The 17242-nt window shown below is 51.9% G+C and carries 16 protein-coding genes; 10 read left to right on the top strand and 6 right to left on the bottom strand.

Annotated elements, in window-relative coordinates:
- Positions 1 to 99: 99 nt before the first annotated feature.
- The 5 genes from pcnB to V7D78_RS01185 are packed head-to-tail and all read left to right on the top strand — an operon-like array spanning position 100 to position 4693.
- Complete coding sequence (gene pcnB, locus V7D78_RS01165) at positions 100 to 1563, top strand: polynucleotide adenylyltransferase PcnB (RefSeq protein WP_333606591.1); 1464 nt, start codon at positions 100 to 102, stop codon at positions 1561 to 1563.
- On the top strand, positions 1556 to 2101 hold the full coding sequence (folK, locus tag V7D78_RS01170) for a 2-amino-4-hydroxy-6-hydroxymethyldihydropteridine diphosphokinase (protein ID WP_333606592.1): 546 nt from the start codon (positions 1556 to 1558) through the stop codon (positions 2099 to 2101). The genes pcnB and folK overlap by 8 nt, the downstream gene beginning before the upstream one ends.
- Positions 2102 to 2151: 50 nt before the next feature.
- The gene (gene panB, locus V7D78_RS01175) at positions 2152 to 2946 is read left to right on the top strand and encodes a 3-methyl-2-oxobutanoate hydroxymethyltransferase (RefSeq protein ID WP_333606593.1); all 795 of its coding nucleotides are present in this window, start codon (positions 2152 to 2154) and stop codon (positions 2944 to 2946) included.
- A gap of 31 nt (positions 2947 to 2977) precedes the next feature.
- Entirely contained in the window at positions 2978 to 3847 is an 870-nt protein-coding gene (gene panC / locus V7D78_RS01180; RefSeq protein ID WP_333606594.1) for a pantoate--beta-alanine ligase, read from the top strand.
- Between the two features lie 24 nt (positions 3848 to 3871).
- Positions 3872 to 4693, top strand: coding sequence for a DUF72 domain-containing protein (locus V7D78_RS01185; protein ID WP_333606595.1), 822 nt, complete (start codon positions 3872 to 3874; stop codon positions 4691 to 4693).
- 28 nt (positions 4694 to 4721) lie between these two features.
- Here the strand turns inward: V7D78_RS01185 and V7D78_RS01190 are convergent, their stop codons facing one another.
- The 5 genes from V7D78_RS01190 to V7D78_RS01210 all read right to left on the bottom strand — a co-directional run bounded on the left by V7D78_RS01190 (position 4722) and on the right by V7D78_RS01210 (position 11170).
- Positions 4722 to 5348 (bottom strand): hypothetical protein, encoded by a 627-nt coding sequence (locus tag V7D78_RS01190; protein ID WP_333606596.1) that lies wholly within the window; start codon positions 5346 to 5348, stop codon positions 4722 to 4724.
- Between the two features lie 137 nt (positions 5349 to 5485).
- Positions 5486 to 6802, bottom strand: coding sequence for a GGDEF domain-containing protein (locus V7D78_RS01195; RefSeq protein WP_333606597.1), 1317 nt, complete (start codon positions 6800 to 6802; stop codon positions 5486 to 5488).
- Positions 6803 to 6920: 118 nt separating this feature from the next.
- On the bottom strand, positions 6921 to 9278 hold the full coding sequence (locus tag V7D78_RS01200) for an SLC13 family permease (protein ID WP_333606598.1): 2358 nt from the start codon (positions 9276 to 9278) through the stop codon (positions 6921 to 6923).
- Positions 9275 to 10354, bottom strand: coding sequence for an SLC13 family permease (locus V7D78_RS01205; protein WP_333606599.1), 1080 nt, complete (start codon positions 10352 to 10354; stop codon positions 9275 to 9277). The genes V7D78_RS01200 and V7D78_RS01205 overlap by 4 nt, the downstream gene beginning before the upstream one ends.
- A 126-nt stretch (positions 10355 to 10480) precedes the next feature.
- Complete coding sequence (locus tag V7D78_RS01210) at positions 10481 to 11170, bottom strand: SLC13 family permease (protein ID WP_333606600.1); 690 nt, start codon at positions 11168 to 11170, stop codon at positions 10481 to 10483.
- A 165-nt stretch (positions 11171 to 11335) separates the two neighbouring features.
- Here V7D78_RS01210 and V7D78_RS01215 point away from each other — a divergent pair, with 165 nt between their 5' ends.
- The 5 genes from V7D78_RS01215 to frdD are packed head-to-tail and all read left to right on the top strand — an operon-like array spanning position 11336 to position 15553.
- Positions 11336 to 12232, top strand: a complete 897-nt coding sequence (locus V7D78_RS01215) for a prenyltransferase (protein ID WP_333606601.1) — start codon at positions 11336 to 11338, stop codon at positions 12230 to 12232.
- 12 nt (positions 12233 to 12244) lie between these two features.
- Positions 12245 to 14056, top strand: coding sequence for a fumarate reductase (quinol) flavoprotein subunit (gene frdA / locus V7D78_RS01220; protein WP_333606602.1), 1812 nt, complete (start codon positions 12245 to 12247; stop codon positions 14054 to 14056).
- Positions 14053 to 14763: a succinate dehydrogenase/fumarate reductase iron-sulfur subunit gene (locus tag V7D78_RS01225; RefSeq protein ID WP_333606603.1), complete on the top strand. Its 711-nt coding sequence runs from the start codon at positions 14053 to 14055 to the stop codon at positions 14761 to 14763. Before frdA ends, V7D78_RS01225 begins: the two co-directional genes overlap by 4 nt.
- Before the next feature lie 11 nt (positions 14764 to 14774).
- A complete protein-coding gene (locus V7D78_RS01230) occupies positions 14775 to 15176 on the top strand; it encodes a fumarate reductase subunit C (RefSeq protein WP_333606604.1) in 402 nt (133 codons plus the stop codon).
- Positions 15173 to 15553 carry a fumarate reductase subunit FrdD gene (gene frdD, locus V7D78_RS01235; RefSeq protein ID WP_333606605.1) on the top strand — a complete coding sequence of 127 codons (381 nt, stop codon included), beginning with the start codon at positions 15173 to 15175 and terminating at the stop codon, positions 15551 to 15553. The genes V7D78_RS01230 and frdD overlap by 4 nt, the downstream gene beginning before the upstream one ends.
- A 16-nt stretch (positions 15554 to 15569) precedes the next feature.
- On the opposite strand, the gene panP is transcribed toward frdD, so the two are convergent.
- Positions 15570 to 17225 carry a pyridoxal-dependent aspartate 1-decarboxylase PanP gene (gene panP / locus V7D78_RS01240; protein ID WP_333606606.1) on the bottom strand — a complete coding sequence of 552 codons (1656 nt, stop codon included), beginning with the start codon at positions 17223 to 17225 and terminating at the stop codon, positions 15570 to 15572.
- Between the last annotated feature and the right edge of the window lie 17 nt (positions 17226 to 17242).

The raw sequence follows: 17242 nt of genomic DNA on the forward strand, positions 1-17242 counted from the left end.
ATTCTTTTTTTGTCACAGCTGAGGTATCATACAGCTAATTTTTATACAGCCTGATTTGCAGCCTGTTGGCTGTAAAGGAGAAAGATCATTATTTCGCGTGTGTTAGACTTTTTTCGTCGCCCTGCCAAAGGCAACAATGCAGCCCCCCTGTCGAGCGCTAAAGTTGCGTCGCCACAAGCTGCCCACGGTAGAAAAAGCGCTGCAGCTGCAGTGGCGGCCAGCCATTTGCCACCGCTTAATATCCTCAGCCGCGATCAGCACAGCATCTCGCGCAAAGATATCAGCCCGAATGCCCTGAAAGTACTGTACCGCTTAAAAGATGCTGGCTTCGACGCCTATCTGGTCGGCGGCTGTATCCGCGACTTGCTGTTAGGCATCCAGCCAAAAGATTTTGACGTAGTGACCAATGCCCATCCGGAGCAGGTTAAACAGGTATTTCGCAATTGCCGCTTAATTGGCCGCCGTTTCCGGCTGGCACATGTGGTGTTTGGCCGCGAAATTATCGAAGTCGCGACCTTTCGAGGCCATCACAGTGGCGCGGAAGATGATGACAGCACGGCTGAAAAACTGAAAACCGCCAGCCTCAGTGATCATGGGCAGATTTTGCGGGATAACGTCTATGGCAGCATTGAAGAAGACGCCGAACGGCGCGATTTTACCATTAATGCGCTGTACTACTCGGTTAAAGACTTTGCCGTATACGATTTTGCCAATGGCATTCAAAGTATTGCCGAGCGTAAAGTCGAGCTGATAGGCGATCCTGAAACACGTTATCGCGAAGATCCGGTACGGATGCTGCGGGCTGTGCGCTTTGCCACTAAGCTAAATATGCAGATTGCGCTAGCCACTGCCCAAGCCATACCGCCGCTAGCCAATCTGTTAAAAAACGTGCCGGCCGCCCGGCTGTTTGATGAGTTAGTGAAGATGTGGCTGGCCGGCAAGGCTTTTGACAACGTGATGCTGATGCGTGAGTTAAAGATTTTAAAAGTGATACTGCCGCAACTGGATAAATTGTTAAATCAGGAGCCAGAGGGCAAAGCTTTCGCCTTGTTAACCCAGGCACTGCAAGATACGGATCAGCGCGTTGAGTCAGGCAAACCTGTAACGCCAGCCTTTATTTTTGCTGCCATGCTGTGGTACCCGGTAGAACTGCGCAGCCAGGCGCTGATGATAGATAGTGGCTTAAATGATATAGATGCCTTGGGTATTGCCATGAATGATGTGCTTGATGAGGTGCAAAAAAGCATCGCCATTCCTAAACGCTTTACGCTGGCGATGCGCGACATCTGGATGTTACAGCTTCGCTTGCCGAAAAGAGCTGGCCGCCGGCCCTTTAAAATGCTCGAACAAAGCAAATTTCGTGGTGCCTTTGACTTTTTAAGCTTAAGAGCAGCCGCTGAAGGTGGCGAGCTAATCGAGTTAGCACAGTGGTGGCAGCAGTTCCAGCACTGTGACGAAACCGGCAAATTACAGCTTATTCAGGGTCTGGGTAAAGCCGGCGCAGAAAGGGGCCGCCGTCGCCGCAACTATACGCGTAAGCGCAGCAGCACGCCTCATGTCTGAGCCAGTGCCTGACGTCAGCGCTGCCCCGTTGCCGCTAAGCCATGCAGAGCGGGTATACATTGGCCTGGGTGCTAACCAGGCCGAGCCCGTAGCGCAATTACAACGCGCCCTCAGCGCCCTGGCGCAACTGCCGCAAAGCCAGCTAATCGCTGTCTCCAGTTTGTATCATTCCAAACCCATGGGGCCACAGGACCAGCCTGATTATATCAATGCCGTGGCCGAGCTAGACACCGAACTGACGGCTGAAGCCCTGCTTGATCATCTGCAACAGATTGAACAACAACAAGGCCGGCAGCGCAAAGCTGAGCGTTGGGGGCCCCGTACCCTGGATTTGGATATCCTGCTGTTTGGCCAGCAACAGATTAACAGCAGCCGTCTGACCGTGCCGCATTATGGCCTGCGCCAGCGTGAATTTGTGCTTTACCCCTTATCTGAGCTGGCACCCCAGCTGGTGCTGCCAGATGGCACACCACTGACCGCACTACTACCCTTAGTACCCTTAAATGGCCTGCAGCCACTGCAACAGACTTGCAGCTAGCGGCAGTTTATGCGATCTTTCGCCCCTAATTCTGGTCGGATGACAAGCTAATGGCAAAAATCACTACCGCTGTATTACAAAAAATGAAACAGCAGGCTGAAAAAATCACCATGCTGACCGCCTATGACGCCAGTTTCGCCAAACTCTTTGCAGAGCAAGGTATCGAAGTGCTGTTAATTGGCGACTCCCTGGGCATGGTGTTACAGGGTCACAGCGACACGCTGCCGGTCAGCATTAATGACATCGCCTATCATACCCGTTGTGTCAGAGCTGGCGCGCCAGATGCTTTTGTTATAGCGGATATGCCCTTTATGAGCTATGCCACCCCTGAGCAGGCAATGCACAATGTCACGCCGCTGATGCAGGCAGGTGCCAATATGGTGAAATTAGAAGGCGGTGATTTTTTATTGCCCACCATTAAAGCCCTGACCGAGCGCGGCGTGCCTGTCTGTGGTCATTTGGGCCTGACACCACAATCTGTGCATATTTTTGGCGGCTATAAAGTGCAGGGTAAAACCAGTGAGGCCGCTGAGGCCATGCTGAATCAGGCGCTGGCGCTACAAGCGGCCGGCGCTCAGTTATTAGTGCTGGAATGTATCCCTACTGAGCTGGCCGAGCGGATAACGCAGGCGTTACAGATCCCCGTCATTGGCATTGGCGCCGGCAACGTCACCGATGGCCAGGTACTGGTGATGCACGATTTACTGGGCATTAGCAGCGGCTATATTCCCAAGTTTTCGAAAAACTACCTGGCGCAAACCGGTGAGATCAGAAGTGCGATTGCGGCTTATGTCAGCGAAGTAAAATCGCAGATTTTCCCTGGGCCCGAGCATAGCTTTAAATAATCTAGCCGTTTAATCAATGTAGTATTTAAAAATGAGTAACAGCACAGTAATGCCGTCAATTTCTGTTATTAACGCCATAGCACCGTTACGCTCGCAAATTCGTCAGTGGCGTCAGGCGGGTGAGAGTATCGCCTTTGTGCCCACCATGGGTAACCTGCATGACGGTCATTTACGGCTGATTGATGTCGCCCGCAGTAAGGCCGACAGAGTCATTGCCAGTATTTTTGTCAATCCCATGCAATTTGGCAAAAATGAAGATCTCGCCAGCTATCCGCGCACCCTGGATGAGGATATTGCCGGCTTAGTGGCGCATCATACCGATGCCTTGTTTACCCCAACCCCTGAGCTGATGTACCCGCGCGGGCTGGATGCACAAACCTATGTAGAAGTCCCGTTATTAGGTGACTTACATTGTGGCGCCAGCCGGGCCGGCCATTTTCGTGGTGTCTCTACTATTGTCTGCAAACTGTTTAATCTGGTGCAGCCAGATATTGCCTGTTTTGGCCAGAAAGATTACCAGCAACTGGCGATTATCCGGCAAATGGTTACCGACTTATCCCTGCCTATCGAGATTATTGGCGTGGCCACCGAGCGTGCCGCTGATGGCTTAGCCCTAAGCTCACGCAACGGCTATTTAACGGCAACAGAGCGCGCTCAGGCCCCGGCGCTGTACCAGATATTACAGCAAGTAAAACACGCTGTAGCGGCGGGCAATCATGATTACCGGGCACTGGAGCAGCAAGCCAAACAACAGCTGCTAGCCGCCGGCATGCTGCCGGATTATGTCAATATCAGCCATCAGCAAAGCCTGGCATTGGCCAGCAGTGCCACTGAGCCAAAAGTAGTACTGGCCGCCGCTAAACTGGGCAGCACCCGGCTGATTGATAACCTCGAGTTGTAAACGGTGTTGTATCTGGGGTGTCCGATGTGGGCCAATAGCCGCTGGAAAGGTAGCCTGTATAAAGAAGACACCCCAGCCAATGACTTTTTAGCCGCCTACAGCCAGTATTTTAACAGCGTAGAGGGCAATACCAGCTTTTATGCTGATCCAGACAGCCTGCAACTGCAGCGCTGGGCAGAGCAGTTAACTGCTGATTTTCGTTTTGTCTTTAAAATGCCGCAGCGTTTTAGTCATCAATTAGCTGAACTGACCCAAGCAGACTTGCAGCAATGGTGGCAGCATTTTGCACCGGTGCACCCCTATATCGGCTTAATTCATTTACAACTGCCGGCCATTAGCGGCCCGGCGATGCTGCCACAGCTGGCCAAAGTGCTAGAGTGGCTAACAGATAAGGCGCCGGTGGCGGTAGAAGTGCGGCACCCGGTATTTTTTGATAAGGCTGAGCAGGAGCTGGCGCTAAACCGCTTATTGCAGCAATACCAGGCCGAGCGGGTGGTGCTGGATAGCCGGGCGCTGTTTGCCGTGGCAGCAACCACCCCTGCTCTACTGGATGCGCAAGGTAAAAAGCCGCGCTTGCCGGTGCATGCTATTTGTCTGAGTGACCGGCCAATGCTGCGCTTTATTGGCACAAATGACTTGGAATTGAATCGGCAATTCTATACGCCGTGGCTGGCTAAAATTAACGACTGGCTGCGTGAGGGGAAAAACCCTTACTGTTTCTTCCACACCCCGGACAACACCCTGGCCCCCTATCTATGCCGCCAGTTTGCAGCCGATTTACAGCAACCCCACTCGGTGTTGGCACCTTGGCCAGGCGAGCAGCAAGCACAGCTGGCGTTGTGGTAACCGATATAATAGTTCGCTGCGCTGATGTTTAGTCCAGCACAAACCAGCTGCGGCTAACAGACTCAGCGTTGTTGTCCAACAGGCAAAAATAGTTGAACGTTTTGGCTGGAGTACTTCTGGCCTCTGATGAAGCTCTTCTGATTTCAGTAAAAGTACCAGAACCTGTGAGCGTAACCGTGTTTGCCGTTCGTTGCTTGCTGGTCTGAGGGTTAAACTCAGGTGTTACCTTATGAGCTGATTTAATTTGAAGGGTAATGCTTAGGATGCAAGCAGAGCGCAGCATCTCTGGTTTGTCTTGTATAGGTTTACCAGTATTGTCCGGCTGCTCTGGTATAACCGCACTGATGATGTTGCCTTGTGCCTGCTGGTAAATACAGGCAAAGGTGCCATGTTCACTGTTCAGCGTACGCCATTTAATGACACCACTCACCAAGGTAAAACCATGCTGCTCCGTACCCGCTTTCGTTTCAGCAAATATGCCACTGGAGTAAGGGATATTCTGTTTTATATGGCTTTCACAAGCCTGAATAGCAGCCTTCGAAATCATTGCTGGTGAAGCGGCAATACCCGAGGGCATAGTTGGTTTAGCAAACACCAAAGCTGACCCAACTAATGACAATGATAACAGGGTAACCATAGCTAAAGATGTGTTCATATGCTTAATTCCTGTGCTGGCTATAAATCAAAATCTTACGATAGATTTCACCCCATGCATACCCCCATGGGGTCAGGCCTTGCATTTTGCATTGGATAACATAGCCAGCCATTAGCGCCCGGTTTTAAGTATAGCCATTAATAAAAACACAAACGGTTAGCGCCGGCTTTTTTAGCCTGGTACATGGCTTTATCAGCTGCTTCTAACAACTCAAGCGGCAACGCGCCATGCGCTGGGTAGCAGCTGATACCGATACTGACAGAAATCTTTACTTGGCGTTGTGAGATAAGAAACGGCTGCGCCAGCCCATCAATAATGGCCACTGCGACCTGCTCGATATCAGATTGCAGCTTGGCACCGGTTAGGATCACGGTAAATTCATCACCGCCTAAACGGGCCACCGTATCTTCTTCGCGCACACAGTCGGTTAGCCGCTCTGCGACCACGGTTAATAAGCGGTCGCCCGCTTCATGGCCTAAAGTATCATTCACATCTTTAAAACCATCCAAATCCATAAATAATACTGCAAGCGGCAAGTTGCTGCGCTTAGCATGTTTAACCTCCTGCTCCAGCCGATCTAAAAATAACCGCCGGTTTGGTAAGCCGGTTAACAGATCATGATGGGCGTTGTACCAGATTTTTTCTTCGGCCAGCGCCTGCTCAGTGATATCACGCGAGATACAGACCGTCGCTTCTATCTGTTCATCTTCATTCAACACCGGCGCCAGTAAATATTCGAATTTCTCGCCTTTACCAGAGGCAAAGGTATGCACAAACTTGCCGCGAAAGGTGGCTTTATCTGCCATCACTTTTTGCAGATTGCGCTGAAAATCACTGGCAAAGGAAAAGCCTAAATCAAAGCTGGATTTGCCGATAATGTGCGGCAAATCCAACGCAAACAAGTCGGCCGTGGCCTTGTTGGCATAAACAAAACGGCCCTCTAAATCCAGCACATAAATAGGATCAGGCGAAGCCACCAAAATAGCGCCAAACAAGCGGGTTTCCATTTCTTTTACTGTGGCATACTGCTCCAATGACTCCGCTACGGCTTGATCTATCGCCTCATGAAAGCGGGTCAAATCTTGTAGATGCCGGCTAGTAATTTCAGAAAATGCCTGATTCCAGTGCGACACCACACTGGCGCGCAGTGCCCGAAATTCTGCCACTGTATCAAGCGCACTAAAACCACTGCTCTGGCGGTCACCACCATGTATTTCTGCCCAGGATGCGTCATGATTAGTGGGGCCGCGCCCCTTAGATTTCGCTACCTGCTCGCTGTCAGTTTGATGTGAATCTAAATCATCAGCAATGTCCAACAGCATATCTTTGGCATGATCGCGCAGCCCGACTTTATTCATATGCCGGGCATTAAACAGTGTTTTGGCAAACGCCTCCCAATCTTTCAGGATCGGCTCTATTTCTGAGCGAATAAAATCGGCTAAACCCATTGGCATGACATAACTCACATAAACAAACAGAAAGGATCGGGGAGGCGCGACGATAGTCTAAAAAATGACCAGCTCACAGACACTGTAACACGGTTTAGTTATAGCAACCTTATGTTGATTGTCGCTAACCTGCACTCAGCGGCCAGAACAATGGCAGCAATGCCATGGTGATCACAAATAGCAGCAAGCTCAAGGGCCCGCCCACTTTTAAATAATCGACAAAACGATAGCCAGCCGGGCCCATGACCAACGTATTGGCCGCATGCGATACCGGGCTGGCCAGGCTGGTGGCAGCAACCGCCACCACTATCATGGCACTTTGGCCATTAATCCCCAGCACACCACTGAGCATTAAACCAATAGGCGCCATAATCAACACCAGCGCTACCGTAGGAATGATTAAGGTACCCAGCGCCGTTACCAGATATAACCCCGCCAGCACCGCCAGTGGCCCATGCTGGCCTAAACCGGACAACACGCCTTGCGCCAGCCAGGCCGCCGTGCCTGAATGCTGCATCGCCAAGCCTAAGGGCAACATACCGGCAATCAAAAAGATAGAACGCCAATCAATAGCACCATAGGCCTGCTCCATAGTTAAACAGCGGCTGGCGACCATTAAGGTGGCGGCCAGTATCGCCGACAGGTAAATCGGCAGCACCCCGGTCAGCGTCAGCAATACCATCAGCGCCATTAAACCGGCAGCCAGCGGCGCCTTACTGGCATTTACCGGTTTCACCTGCACCGGATTCAGTACGATTAAGTGTTCACTGTCGTTCAGCTTGGCCAACTGAGGCTTGGGGCCAACAATCAATAAGGCATCACCTGCCTGCAGTAACATAGAGCCCAGCGCTGAGCGATAGGCGCGGCCCTCACGCCAGATGGCTGATACCTCTACCTTGTAGCGTTTATCTAATTGCAGTGCATTAACGCTCTGGCCAAGATATTTGCTGCGCGGGTGCAAGGTCGCCTCAACCAGCTGCAACTGTCCTTTTGCCAGTAAATCCAGATAAGGCGACATATCGTCCAGCCGCTCCAGCTGTTTAAAACCCCGTAATATGTCCAGGTCTTCTTCACGGCCCTGAATAAGCAGCAGATCACCGGCTTGCAGTTTGTCATCAGAGTGAAACTGCTGAATAATTTCTCCCTGCCGGAATAACCCCAGCAGACGAAAATCAAAAGCATCGCCCAAGCGGTTTTCTGCAAAGCTGCTATCCACTAACGGGCTGTCAGCCGGTAAACCCAGCACAAACAGCCGCTCTTGCAGCTGATACTGTTTTTTTACCGCATCAACGCTTAGCCGTTCGATGGCACTAAACGCCGCTTGATATTGTAATTCTTCAAGTGCATCGCTACTACCTTGCACCAGTATTTTATCGCCCGGCGCCAGCGTAAAATCAGCCAGCCGGGTACATAACACCTGGCCTGGCCGCTTCACCGCTAACACATTCAGCTGGTAATGCTCACGAAAACGGTGATGCTCCAGCTGCTCATTGCTCAAGGGCCCTGTCGCGGCCACCTCAAGTTCGGCCAAACAACTGGCCGCGAGCAGTTTCTCATGTAACAGCGGTGCTTCGCGCTCTATGGTCAGCGAGTTCCAGCTGCGCAAGCGCTCAAAACGGTTTAATTTTCCCTGCGCCAGCACAATATCGCCAGCTTTTAGCACCGTATGGCGTGAAGGCAGGGTGAAGGTTTCTTTGCCACGGGTCAGGGCTATTACCATCAAACCGACAGTATTAATCAACCCCGACTCTTCCAGAGTACGCCCGGCCAGTAACGAAGGCGTGGGTAAACGCAGGGCAAAAATCCGCTCTTGCAGGCCGTACTGCTCGCTAAGATCGTGGCTGCCCGCCATGCCAGCGCGATCCGGATCGGTGGCCGGTAAAAAATGGCGGCCAATAATGGCCATAAACAAGGTACAGGCCAGCAACACCGGCAAGCCGATCAGCGCAAAGTCAAACAGCTTAAAACCGGGCTGACCACTATTGTCCAGCGCCATGCTGACCAGTAAATTGGGCGGGGTGCCAATCAGTGTTAATAAGCCGCCTAACATGGCGCCAAACGCCATTGGCATTAATATTTTGGCCGGTGAGATACCACAGCGTCGGGCGGCCTCTACCGTAACCGGCAGCAATAATGCCACCACGCCGATATTGCTCATAAAGGCTGATAACAAGCCCGATACCAGCATAATGACAATGATCATCTGCGTTTCGCTGCTGCCGGATAACCGCATCACCCGCCGGCCAATACTGTCGGCAATGCCGGCCCGGGTTAAGCCCTCACTCATAATAAACATGGCCCAGACCGTAATCACCGCCGGGTTACTAAAACCACTTACTGCCTCGGTCGGCGACACCAGCCCCAATAGCGCCAGCAAGCACATGACCAATAACGCCACCACGTCCATGCGCAGCCAGCCGGTGACAAACAGCACTAGCGCACTGAGCAAAATGAGTAATACCAGTGCAATGTCAAATGTCATAGCGGCCAGAACACAATCAGTAACGGCAAGGCCACCAGCGTCACCAGAATTTCCAGCGGCAGGCCCAGGCGCCAATAATCGCCAAACTTAAAGCCTCCGGGCCCCAGAATTAACGTGTTGTTCTGATGCCCTATCGGCGTTAAAAACGCACAAGACGCCCCTATGGCCACCGCCATTAAAAACGAATCGGCGTTAACATCCAGCGCGATGGCTGTACCTATCTCTATCGGGCACATCACCGCCGCCGTTGCCGCATTGTTCATCAAATCAGATAAAAACATGGTAACAATCAAAATCATTGCCAGGGCAACAATGGCATTGCCCTGAGCGATGTATTCCATTAAAGCACTGGCAATAAGTTCTGCTGTGCCGGTGGACTCCATAGCGCCGGCCACCGGAATAAGCGCTGCCAGTAGCACTATTACCGGCCAGTCGATAGCCTTGTATACCAGGCGGGGTGGCACCGTTTTAAACACCATAGATGCCAGCACTCCCATAGCAAAAGAAATAGCTGCAGGTAATAAGCCAAAGGCAGCTCCAGCCACCGCAAACAGCATAATCGCCCCGGCAATAATGGCCTGCTTTTTATCCGGGATGTTTAAGTCCCTTTTCGCCAACGGCACACAGCCATAATCGCTGGCAAATTCCAGCACATTTTCACTGGTACCTTGCAGTAACAACAAATCGCCCGCCTGCATTCTGAAATTGCGTAACCGTGATTTCGAACGGCCGCCATCGCGCGATACCGCCAGCAGGTTCAGGCTATAACGTGAGCGCAGTAATATATTGGTCGCCGAACGGCCCTGTAAGCTGGATTCAGGCCTGACCACCAGCTCCATCAGAATGATTTCTTCGTTATGCTGTGCTTTTAGCTGTGGCTCTTTACTCTCTGCCGATGCGCTGGCATCGCTGTTGGTTTCTGCCTGCTCAGCTTTGGCATCCAAAGCCAACCCTGCTTTTGATGGCTCTTGTTCCGGCTCAGTTTTAGCCGGCTTGTCCACCGTTTTTGACTCTTCCAGCTCCAGCCCCAGCGTCGATAAGACAGCGCCCAGGGAGTCCACTTCCGCTTCTAACACCAGAGGATGTCGCCGGCCCGAATGACCCGGCCGCCACTGGGTGCATTAATTTTAACGTTATTACGGATAAGTCCGACTATTTGCGCCCCGCTGTCATCAAACTCGTTTTCGATATCATACAAACGCTTATCGGCAATTTTGCTTTTTTTCTGTGACCCGCGCCTCGGTCAGGTAGGCGCCGGTTTCAAACCCTTCAGTGCCCGCTTGTTTGCGCGCGGGCACTAAACGCCAGGCGAGTACCACAAAGATACAGCCGGTTAACGCCACACCTATACCCACCGGGGTAAAGTCAAACATGCCAAAGCCTGATGAGCCCTGCTGCGCCCTAAAACCTGAGACAATCAGATTCGGTGGCGTCCCTATCATAGTCGTCATACCGCCCAAAATGGTACCAAACGCCAGAGGCATCAAGACTCTGCCGGGCGGCATCTGCAGTCGGTTAGCCAGCTGCAGCGCGACCGGCATGAGTAAGGCTAGCGCCCCTACGTTGTTCATAAAGCCTGAGAGCAAGGCACCTATGCCGACCAGCGCCGCCATGCTAACCAGTGGGCCGGCATTCTTAGGCATCGCCTGTCGGGTCAGCGCATCTACCGCACCGGAGCTTTGCAGGCCGGCGCTTAACACCAACACACAGGCCACAGTAATCACCGCTGGATGGCCAAAACCATTAAAAGCAATGGCCGGATCAATCACCCCACCCAGCACACAAGCCAGCAGTGCAGCAAGCGCTATCATGTCATGGCGCCAGCGGCCCCATAAAAACATGCCGATAGTCAGCAACAGGATAACAATAATAATGACTTGCGCTGTGGTCATAGTGCTCTCATTGAATAAAAGTATTCTCGTTTAAAAAACGGCACCTATTCAGCCTAGTCAGTCAGGCACAGATTACCACTTAACTGTGTTGAAGCTGAGATAGATCAAGCCAGGCGCTGAGATATGACTATACTCTTAACCAGTTAACTAAAAAGGGATAAATGCGTGTTTAAAGTGTTATGCGGTGTCGCCCGCGCGAATTTTCTGAGTTTAACCCTGGTTTGTATCGCGCTGGCCGCTACTGCCAGCTGGCAAGCCGGCCATACCCTATCGCCAATGTTATTGTTGCTGGTGGCTGTTGTTAGTCTGGCCGCCCATATTAGCGTTAATGCTTTTAACGAATACTTTGATTTTAAATCAGGGTTGGATTTTTTAACGCAGCGCACCCCTTTTAGTGGCGGCAGCGGCACCCTGGTTAACCAGCCCGAGGCCAGTCAGCTGGCGCTGCTATTAGCCATTGGCAGTTTATTGCTGCTGATAAGCGGCGGTCTGTATTTAAGCTATCAGCTAAACTGGCAACCTTTGCTGATTGGTATTCCCGGCGTGTTGCTGATTTATGGTTACACCCAATATATAAACCGCTGGCCGCTGTTGTGCCTGTTGGCACCGGGGATCGGCTTTGGCATCTTTATGACCTTAGGCGCATACTGGGTGTTGGCAGGCAGTCTCAGCGCCAGCGCCTGGGTGCTGGCCTTTATCATGATGTTACTGGTCAGTAATCTGTTGCTGTTGAACCAGTTTCCGGATGTCGAGGCAGATAAACAAGTCGGCCGGCGCCATCTGCCTATTGTTATTGGTCGGCGTCACAGTGCCAGCGTGTACAGCTTATTGCTGCTATTGAGCTACTTGATATTGATCCTGGCGATCGTAGCTGGCTACTTACCCTGGCACAGCTTGCTGGCCTTGTTAAGCCTACCGCTGGTGGCCCGCCTGTTACCTGGCTTGTTTCGCTATGCCGATAAACCTGAGCAGTTAACCCCTTATTTGGGGCTGAATGTATTGCTATGTCATGTATACCCGCTGTTACTACTGGCGGGGTTAATTTGGGCCGGACCGGCTTAACCTGAAGGATCGATGATGCAGCAATTACAGCAAGATATTATTATTGTCGGTGGCGGCGGTGCCGGTTTACGCGCTGCCATAGCGGCAGCTGACGCTAATCCGGCCTTGCAGGTAGCCTTGCTCTCCAAGGTGTACCCAATGCGCTCGCATACCGTGGCTGCCGAAGGCGGTGCCGCTGCCGTGACACTGGCTGAAGATAGTCTGGACGCGCATTTTCAGGATACAGTGGCAGGAAGTGACTGGCTGGCCGAACAAGATGTGGTGGACTATTTCGTCAAACATGCTTATCAGGAATTGGTGCAACTAGAGCGTTGGGGCTGCCCCTGGAGTCGCAAAGACGATGGCAGTGTGCAAGTGCGGCGCTTTGGCGGCATGAAAACCGAGCGCACCTGGTTTGCCGCCGATAAAACTGGCTTTCACATCCTACATACCCTGTTTCAAACCTCACTTAAGTACAGCAATATTCAGCGTTTTGACGAATATTTCGTTCTCGATTTATTAGTGGTTGAGCAGCAAATCGCCGGTGTGCTGGCCATTCATTTTAGCAGCGGCCAGCTAGTGCAAATCCGCGCTAAAGCGGTCATTCTGGCTACCGGCGGCGCCGGCCGGGTCTTTCATTACAATACCAATGGCGGCATTGTCACCGGTGATGGCATGGCACTGGCCTACCGCCATGGCGTGGCGCTGCGTGATATGGAGTTTGTGCAATACCACCCTACCGGCCTGCCGGGCAGTGGCATTTTAATTACCGAGGCCTGCCGCGGCGAAGGTGGAATTTTGCTGAATAAAGACGGCTACCGCTATCTGCAAGATTATGGTCTGGGCCCGGTGACGCCTGTCGGCCAGCCTAAAAACAAATATATGGAGTTGGGGCCACGCGATAAATTGTCACAAGCCTTCTGGCAACAGCAGCAACTGGGGCTGACCGATGATTATCAGGGCCATGCTGTCGTCTATTTAGATTTACGTCATTTAGGCGAAAAACATCTGGCCAGCCGGCTGCCGTTTATCTGTGAACTGGCCAAGGCCTATATCAATATCGATCCGGCCAAAGCGCCCATTCCTATTCGCCCGGCAGTGCATTACACCATGGGCGGCATTTTAACCAACATCAACTGCCAGACCAGTATTAGCGGTTTGTTTGCCGTAGGCGAATGCGCCTCTGTCGGTTTACATGGCGCCAACCGGCTGGGGTCAAATTCACTATCCGAGCTATTAGTATTTGGCAAAGTAGCCGGCGAGCAGGCTGCTATTATCGCCAGCCGCGCCCATTATTGCAGCAGCGAGGCTGTTGCCGCGCAAAGTCAGCAGCAACAAAGTCTGCTGGCCGGTTTATTGGCTGATCGCTTGGATGACAGCGGTAACGACAGTGTGCATGCTATTCGCAGTGAGATGACCAAAGCGATGGAAGCAGGCTGCGGTATTTACCGCAACAACGAGGGCATGCAGTTGTGCTTACAACGCTTACAAGCCTTACAACAACGCTACCAGCGCCTTAACGTCAGCGACAAGAGTAAGGCTTACAACAGTGCCTTGCTGCAATATCTGGAGTTGGGATTTGGGCTGGATGTCGCACAGGCCATTTGCCAAAGTGCGCTGGCCCGCACGGAATCACGCGGCGCCCACCAACGGCTGGATAACGGCATGACAACGCGAAACGACAACGACTTTTTAAAACACAGCCTGGCAATACGCCAGCACGATGGCAGCATGGCGATGAGCTGGCAGGATGTGACTATTACTCGATTGCCGCCGGCTGAACGACACTATGGTTCGGCAGGGAGTGATTCAGCAGGAAATGGCTCAGCATGGAGCAGCTCATGAACAAAACATTGCATATCAGCCGCTATCACCCGGAGCATGACAACGAGCCGAGGTTACAAAGCTATCAGGTACAAAGCGATCACAGCAGCTCAGTGCTCGATGCGCTATTGCAAGTACAACAACAAGACCCCAGCCTGGGTTTTCGCTGGTCATGCCGCATGGCGATCTGCGGCTCTTGCGGTGTAATGGTGAACGGCATCCCCAAATTAGGCTGCAAAACCTTCTTGCGTGACTACCCGGATGACATAACCATCAGTCCACTGGCTCATTTTGCGGTTGAAAAAGACTTAATCGTCGATATGCAGGTGTTTTTAGCGCATTTAAACGCAGTAAAGCCTTATCTGATTAATGACGAAACCAGCGATGGGCCACACCGGCAAACCCCGGCCCAACTGGCTAAATATCAGCAATTTTCCAACTGTATTAACTGCGGCCTCTGTTATTCGGCCTGCCCGCAGTTTGGCTTAAACCCGGAATTTTTAGGCCCTGCCGCTCTGACGCTGGCCCAGCGCTATAATCTGGACAGTCGCGACCAGGGCAAGGCCGCACGCATGCCACAGCTTAATAGCAAAAACGGCGTCTGGGGCTGTACCTTTGTGGGCTTTTGCTCCCAAGTCTGTCCGAAAAAGGTCGACCCGGCAGCCGCCATTAATCAGGGTAAAGTGGCCTCGGCCAGCGATATGATTATCAGCCTGTTTAAACCCTAAGGATAGCAGTGATGAATTTAGAAAAGCCCAGCAGCAAGCAGGGAGCTGGCCCCTATCAGCCGGTTATGCCGCGCAACTGGTGGCTACAGCACCGTTATTTTCGCTTATACATGCTACGCGAAGCTACAGTACTGCCGCTGCTGTTTTTTATCGGCTGCCTGCTGTATGGCCTGTATTGTCTGGGCCAGGGTGAAGTGCAATGGCAACACTGGCTGGCGTTTATGGCACAGCCCTGGGTAGTACTCTGCAACTTACTGGCGTTTGCTGCCAGCCTGTTCCATGCCAAAACATTCTTTGAGTTATTTCCAAGGGTAATGCCTATAGCACCGCCCGCCGTGATGATAGCAGGCCAGTGGCTGGCCAGTGTGCTTGTCGCACTTGGTTTAGTATTGCTGTTAGGAGGCTGGCTATGAAGCGACATGCATCACAACCCCGGCGTTCTGATGAACCTATCTGGTGGGCCTTGTTCAGCGCCGGAGGTGTCTGTTTTGCCGTAGTAATACCGGGCGCCATACTGGCCTTGGCTTTGTTACCTGTACTGGATGTAATCACGGCCGATAACCTGAGCTATGCGCGCATCTCAGGCTTAATGTATAACGCTTTGTGGGGCTTGGCCGGGTTAGCCTTTGTTGGCGGTGCCCTATGCTTACCGCTGTTTCATGCCGCGCACCGTATTCACCATGGCTTGCATGATCTTAAACTAGGCGGCGGCTTAGTCAGTAAACTGCTGTGTTATGGCCTGGCGGCACTTGGCAGTGCCGCGGCGTTATGGTGCTTATTTGCTGTGTAGTGGCAAGCTGCTGGCGCTAACTTGCCGCTTTGTTTAGTTGCTGGGCCAGTTGCATTAACTTGGGGTAAAATTCTTTGTCAAGCTGTGCCAGCTGATCCTGCTCCACCAGTACATCATGTAAAATTTGCTCGGTGGTCAGCGGGTTAGCTAATACTACTCTAAAGACAATGGTTTCCTGGCGTTGATAGCGCTCTGGCATCAACCGGGTACGCGATACAAAAGACTTACCTTCTTCGCGCTGGCGTTTTTGAATAAACTTAGTCAGGCCGTTGAGTAACTCATTAAAACGCGTTAACTGCTCCGGGCTAGCGCCGCGCATAGCCTGTTGCACTTGCGCCGGGACATAGCGATAGGTCAGCAAACACAGCTCTGGCTCGGTGATCAGCTCAAAGTCGATATTATGGCTTATCAGGGTGGCAAAATAACGGGCTTTTTCTAAAGAGCGGTTAATTAAAATTTCGTAACCATCGCGGCCAATCACCTGTAAACAGGCATGTACCAGCATCGCCATGCCCGCGCGCGAACCTTCTAATGTTTGGCTACCTAAATCTTTAGAGCCTTTACGCAGAATATATTCGGCATGATGCTCAATCGCATGGGCGGCAGATGGGTGTTTAAAGACCACCATGCCGGCGCCCATTGGCACATACATTTGCTTGTGGGCATCAATAGTAACCGAGTCTGCACGCTCTATGCCGCTGAGCAAATGCCGGTATTTGTCGGATAATAAGGTGGCGCCACCCCAGGCTGCATCGACATGAAAATGGCATTGATACTGCTCAGCAATATCAGCCAGCTGGTTAAGCGGGTCGACATTGCCAGTTTCAGTGGTGCCGGCCACGCCAATAATCGACAACACTTTAATGTTTTGCTCAGTGAGTTGTTGCATCACCCGGCCAAGCTCCAGCACATCGACTTTATTTTTGGCATCGGTTTTCACGCTGATCACATGGTCACGACCAATGCCCAGAATATCGGCAGCCTTGCCCAAAGAATAGTGGCCGCGTTCAGAGACGACCAGTGCCAAACCTTCGTAGCCGTAGTATTTTAACCCCCGGAACAGGCCTTCTTTAGCGATACCTTTAAAGTCGCCATCGGCACGCAGCAGGCGGTTACGGGCAATCCACAAAGCAGTAATATTGGCAATGGTGCCACCTGAGCAAAACGCGCCCAATGAGTGATTGGCGCTGTGCATCCACTTTTTATAAAAACTGTCTTTTTCGCCATACACCAGATGGTGCATCATGCCGATAACCTGACGCTCCAGCGGCGTAAAAGCTTTGGAGGTTTCAATTTTCACCAGGTTTTGATTTAACCCCACCATCATTTTCGACAGCGGTAATAAGAAGTAGGGTAAGGCCGAGGTCATATGGCCAATGAAACTAGGCGCAGCGGTATGCACTGAATGCGCTACCAGCTTGTGCATTATGGTTTCGGTATAATCAGAGACAAATTGCGGGCTAACCGGGATTTGATGCGCCTGAAAATCGCGTTCAATTTGCCACAGCGGTTTTTCCAGCGCCACTATGCTTTCGCGTAAAAAGCCGGCCAGATTCTGCGACAGATTCTGCTCAATAATGCTCAGCGTGGAGTCTGGCGCTTCAGGTACAGTAAATATCCGCCATAGCGCTTCTTCCGACGCTTCGGCCTGGCGTTTAATCGGTTCTGTCATGCGTTTCGCTACTCTGT

The sequence above is a fragment of the Arsukibacterium sp. genome, from assembly GCF_036735525.1.
Taxonomy (GTDB): domain Bacteria; phylum Pseudomonadota; class Gammaproteobacteria; order Enterobacterales; family Alteromonadaceae; genus Alishewanella.

Coding starts and splice junctions, on each gene's coding strand:
- folK (WP_333606592.1), top strand. CDS start 1,556: ATGTCTGAGCCAGTGCCTGACGTCAGCGCTGCCCCGTTGCCGCTAAGC.
- panB (WP_333606593.1), top strand. CDS start 2,152: ATGGCAAAAATCACTACCGCTGTATTACAAAAAATGAAACAGCAGGCT.
- panC (WP_333606594.1), top strand. CDS start 2,978: ATGAGTAACAGCACAGTAATGCCGTCAATTTCTGTTATTAACGCCATA.
- V7D78_RS01185 (WP_333606595.1), top strand. CDS start 3,872: ATGTGGGCCAATAGCCGCTGGAAAGGTAGCCTGTATAAAGAAGACACC.
- V7D78_RS01190 (WP_333606596.1), bottom strand. CDS start 5,348: ATGAACACATCTTTAGCTATGGTTACCCTGTTATCATTGTCATTAGTT.
- V7D78_RS01195 (WP_333606597.1), bottom strand. CDS start 6,802: ATGCCAATGGGTTTAGCCGATTTTATTCGCTCAGAAATAGAGCCGATC.
- V7D78_RS01200 (WP_333606598.1), bottom strand. CDS start 9,278: ATGACATTTGACATTGCACTGGTATTACTCATTTTGCTCAGTGCGCTA.
- V7D78_RS01210 (WP_333606600.1), bottom strand. CDS start 11,170: ATGACCACAGCGCAAGTCATTATTATTGTTATCCTGTTGCTGACTATC.
- frdA (WP_333606602.1), top strand. CDS start 12,245: ATGATGCAGCAATTACAGCAAGATATTATTATTGTCGGTGGCGGCGGT.
- V7D78_RS01225 (WP_333606603.1), top strand. CDS start 14,053: ATGAACAAAACATTGCATATCAGCCGCTATCACCCGGAGCATGACAAC.
- V7D78_RS01230 (WP_333606604.1), top strand. CDS start 14,775: ATGAATTTAGAAAAGCCCAGCAGCAAGCAGGGAGCTGGCCCCTATCAG.
- frdD (WP_333606605.1), top strand. CDS start 15,173: ATGAAGCGACATGCATCACAACCCCGGCGTTCTGATGAACCTATCTGG.
- panP (WP_333606606.1), bottom strand. CDS start 17,225: ATGACAGAACCGATTAAACGCCAGGCCGAAGCGTCGGAAGAAGCGCTA.